Genomic DNA, 278 nt, shown 5'->3' on the forward strand with positions numbered 1-278 from the left:
GGCTGAAAAATGTGGCGTCGTTACATGACGGGGTAGGTCAACTGCCACTTCAAAAGCAACTGCAACGTCAAAAGCAACGTCAACTGTGGCTGCGCCTGCAACTTCAAAAACAACGTCAAAGGTGGCTGCGCCTGCAAGGTCAAAAGCAACGTCAACTGTGGCTGCGCCTGCAAGATCAAAAACAACTTCAACTGTGGCTGCGCCTGCAAGATCAAAAACAACTTCAACTGTGGCTGCGCCTGCAAGGTCAAAAACAACTTCAACTGTGGCTGCGCCTG

Annotated in this window: 1 protein-coding gene; it reads right to left on the bottom strand. The window is 50.7% G+C overall.

Features of this window, described 5'->3' with window-relative positions; translation table 11 throughout:
* The coding region (locus tag ACVBEF_RS21395; protein WP_447125905.1) for a hypothetical protein at positions 1 to 278 on the bottom strand (278 nt) is incomplete at both ends.

The sequence above is a fragment of the Glaciimonas sp. GG7 genome (assembly GCF_052976905.1).